Raw genomic sequence first — 3,843 nt, 5'->3', positions numbered from 1 at the left:
GTAGCCGAGATATCCATCGGGGTAGACTTCCGCGACCGCTCGCGGCGTGCGATCGGCACCCACCTCGAATTCCAGGAACCTGTAATCCGATGTCACGAAGGCCCTGTTCCCCAAGACGCCGATCCCTCTCGCATTGTCGGGAAGCGGGTAGACCGCCGGCTCGGGGAGGCATTCGCCTGAGTCGAGATCGAACGACCGCAGCCCGCCCCATCCTCCCGCGAGCAGAACATCGTCCATCAGGACGAGGGAAGTCTGCGGGTGCCACTGCGAGAACTCGCCCGAGTACGCGCAAAGCTCCTCGAGGCGACAGGGTGGCGAGATGTCGTAGCACCGCGTCTCCCAGTGAAACGCTCCGCCAAAGTAGAGCCTGTCGCCCCTGACCGCGAAGCCCACCGGATGCCCCTGCAAGATCGGCGAGATGCGGGAAGCAGCGCAGAACCGCGGCGACTCGATCTCATGGATGGAGTAGGCGATCAGCGAATCCGTCCTCGCGACAAAGAGGAGCGTGTCGGCCACGGCGATGCCTCGCGCCTCCGCGGCCAGGGGTATCGAGGCGATCCGCACGGGGGATTGTAGATCGGTTGTATCCAGAATCAGGACCTCTGTGCTTCCACCGGCGAAGAGGTAGGGGGGACGCCAGTCGATTCCGCGGACCGCGCCTTCGATCGGGACGCTCGCGAGGACCGTGACGTTCTCGGGATCGCCAGCATCGACCAGGTCGACGGAGCCGGCCTGGCCAACTGCAACAACATCTCCTCGGGCAACCAACGGTGGCATGTACAAGTAACCAACAGGATGGCTGCCGAGGAGGATCGGTTGCGTCGGGTTCTCGATTCCGTAGATTCTCAGATCACCCAGCGCCCCCCTCGCGTATAGACGGTCCCCATCGACGGAGACTGTCGAGGCCCAATCGAGACGCAGACTGCGAACGACCTCCGGACGCATCGGGTCGCTCACATCGAAGACCAGGATCGCCCCTCCCGCCGCCGCGTAAACAAAGTCGCCCTTGCGAGCCAGACCCGTGATCCACCCTCCAGAGCAGCCAAGCCACTCGATCTGCCCTTCCGCCGGCTCGCTATGCTGTCGATGACGATCTCGGCCAATGCCTCTTGACTGGATTGCCTCCGCGGCGGCAGCCGCGGCGCTGTCAGCGGAGATCTGCTGCCGCAGAAGCGCGGAGTGGGCTCTCTCGGCGTCTGAGGCCGAGATGTCGGCCCCGCCCCGTGCCCAGGCGGCTGGGCCACTCGACACCACGCTTCCGTCATCGCGGTTAGCCTTCCCGGGGAGTGAAGCCGTCCCCCCGAGAGAGGAACTCCCGCCAAGAAGCATCGCGGCGACAATCAGCAGAGAACTGAGAAGCGTCTTCATCTTCCCTCCGCACAGACCCGCTCCCCACACGCGTGCATGGTGTCTGACCTTCTCTTCTTGGGGCATCGGGCAGACTCACTCTCCGTCCACTTCCTCCACACCGACTACGAACTCCCCTCCCTCTTTCCAGTCGATCTCGGCAAGAAGGTAGCTCGCGCCCTCGACGGACTTGAAGTCCGCCACGGCCGGACTCGATCCATCCATCCGCAGAAGGACGACGCGCCCCATCCAGGAGAGTCCCTCGGCGGACGCCGCTCCGGGCCTGTCTCCTTCGACGAACGCGAGAGCCGTGATCGTTCCCCGGCGCGAATCGGCAATCAGACGCAGTGGCGGGCGGCCCTCGCCCGTCGCATCCAACTCCGCTACCGCTGACACGCCCTCTCGAAGACGCTCCGCCTCCTCGAGTCTCCGCCGCGCCGCCGAAGCATCCCCGGCATCAAGGTCAGCCGAAGCATCCGCCCTGCAGCGATGGATCTCCTCCACAAGGTCGGGATCCCCTACTCCCTCGAACTGTGGGCAAAGTTGGGGCTCTCCATAGCCGGCGGCGCCTGATACGAGGTCAGAGACGGTCTGCGTCCCCAGCGCAGCCAAGCGGCGGGAAGTGTCCAGCAAGAGCCGGACGGCGAGGGCGAGGCTCCTCGTCCGACTGTGCTCTGTCGCCGCGACCGTTTCGGGCACGGCAACCGCCTCTGCCCCAGTAGCCAGAGCCTCTACGAATCGCTCCCAGGCTCCGTCATAGTCGGCGCGGATCATCTCAAGGGCACGCAAGCGCCCGGCGCACGCCTCACAGAACGCCAGGTGGCCGAACAGGTCGGACGCGTCCTCCTCGCTCAGCGATCCTGCGAGCAGCGCCAGGAGGCGGGATTGCTGCGGATGTGTCATGGATAGTCCTTTCCCCCTCGGTGCCCGTACTACGGCGCCGAGCGCCGGTTCTCGTGACCCTCGGGCCAGGGGAGCGGCGAGCGGGACGGGTCCAGCTCGCCCAGGAACGCCTCCCGGGTTCGGCGCTTCACCGTGTTGGTCCAGTCGGCGATCGACTTGCGGGGATCCTTGCCGAAGTACTCCTTGAGAACCGTCCGGGCAATGAGGCTGTCCCGGAGATGCCTGAAGGCCTCCGCCGAGGTCTGATCGCGCGCGAAAAGAGCCTGTCCCTTGAGGCCCAGGCGGTAATCAAGCGGCTCGAAAACCGTGTCGAGGGCATCCTCCCGCAGGTAATCCCGCCCCTCCAGCTCCGACCGGAACTCCGCGGTCGACTCCCGCAATGCCGCGTCGGAGAGCTCCCGCACGACCCGGTCCGGATCTCCCGTGATCGGGACCTTCTCCGAAGCGCGATCCAGGACTTCCTCCTCGAGGCCGCGGAGTCTCGCCGCGCTCGCGCCTCTGGCTCTCCGCTCCTCCTTCCGCTTGCCCCAGAGAACGATGCTGTAGCCGAAGGCGACCTGCTGGTGGGGATAGCCGCCGTACCAGAGCATCGCCTCGAGCATCTCGCGGAACACCCCAAGGGGCTCGACGCCCGCGTCGGGTCGGCGGAAGCGCTTCGTGCCCACGATGGGAGCCAGGCGATCGTCGATCTCCTCATAGGTCGACGGCGGAGGCTCGCCGACGGGTCTCCCGCCCTCCTCTCCCCAGTCGATCGTCACTTCCACCGGGATGTCGTGGGTGAATCGAAAGGCTGTCTGGCGCGCGATGCCGAAGATGTAGCTGCGAAACGAATACTGCTCGAGGTAGCGCTCGAGCGCCTTCCAGCCTGTGAGGAGTGCGGTTTGTAGAACATCGTCCGGCTCCAGATCGGGACGGGACCGGAGCTCGTGCCGGATGAAGTCATGCAGCGCAGGCAGGAGAGGTGTCACGAGGCGGCCGTAGGCGGTCCCATCCCCGTCGCGCGCGGCGCGGATGAGCCGCAGCTCTTCTTCGCGGCCGCGCGCCGCCGAGGCTGAGGTTCCTGGAACCACCGCCCTACCTCCTCGCGAGAGGGGGCGCCATCATCCCGGAATGCGTTGAATTCGCTCTGATGCAGCTCGCCTCGACGCTCGCCAATCCTGCGGATGACGGGTCACCCCGGTTCGATCTCTCACAACAACCGCGGCAAGGGTACCCTGCCCCGGCGTTCGCGGCAAGAGGAGGACTGGGCCGGGAAGGCGACCAAGGAAGGGCATCCGGAGGTCGATCTCCCTCCCGGACGCCCCTCCTGCGACCGACTGTGGATCAGCCTCTGTCAGTGGGCGAGCATCATTCGAATGGCCTGCCTGTAGCCTTCCGTCCTCAGAATGCAGAAGTAGATCCCCGAGGCGAGCGGCTCCCCGCCGCCACCGCGGCCGTCCCAAGCAACCTCGTGCGTGCCGGCGATCATCTCCTCATCCAGGATGGTCGCAACAGATCGACCCTGAATATCGTAGATCGTCAACTCGACATGCCTCGGCTGCGGCAGGTCGACCCGGATCATGGTCTCGGCTCCGAACGGATTGGGAGCGTTCT

The 3,843-nt window shown here is 65.8% G+C and carries 4 protein-coding genes; all 4 read right to left on the bottom strand.

The features are described from left to right. Positions 1-1,434, bottom strand: a 1,434-nt coding sequence (locus FJY88_12525) for a hypothetical protein (protein MBM3288160.1), incomplete at its 3' end; no start/stop codon positions are given. 9 nt (positions 1,435-1,443) lie between these two features. Further along, entirely contained in the window at positions 1,444-2,250 is an 807-nt protein-coding gene (locus tag FJY88_12520; protein ID MBM3288159.1) for a hypothetical protein, read from the bottom strand. Between the two features lie 29 nt (positions 2,251-2,279). Further along, positions 2,280-3,320, bottom strand: coding sequence for a sigma-70 family RNA polymerase sigma factor (locus tag FJY88_12515; protein MBM3288158.1), 1,041 nt, complete (start codon positions 3,318-3,320; stop codon positions 2,280-2,282). Between the two features lie 263 nt (positions 3,321-3,583). After that, positions 3,584-3,843: T9SS type A sorting domain-containing protein (locus tag FJY88_12510; GenBank protein MBM3288157.1), on the bottom strand; the 260-nt coding region annotated here is incomplete at its 5' end.

It is taken from the genome of Candidatus Eisenbacteria bacterium, assembly GCA_016867495.1.
In the GTDB taxonomy this organism is placed as follows: Bacteria; Eisenbacteria; RBG-16-71-46; order CAIMUX01; family VGJL01; genus VGJL01.
The sequence above is the reverse complement of the archived record's forward strand: the minus strand, read 5'-3'. Positions and strand labels throughout refer to the sequence as shown.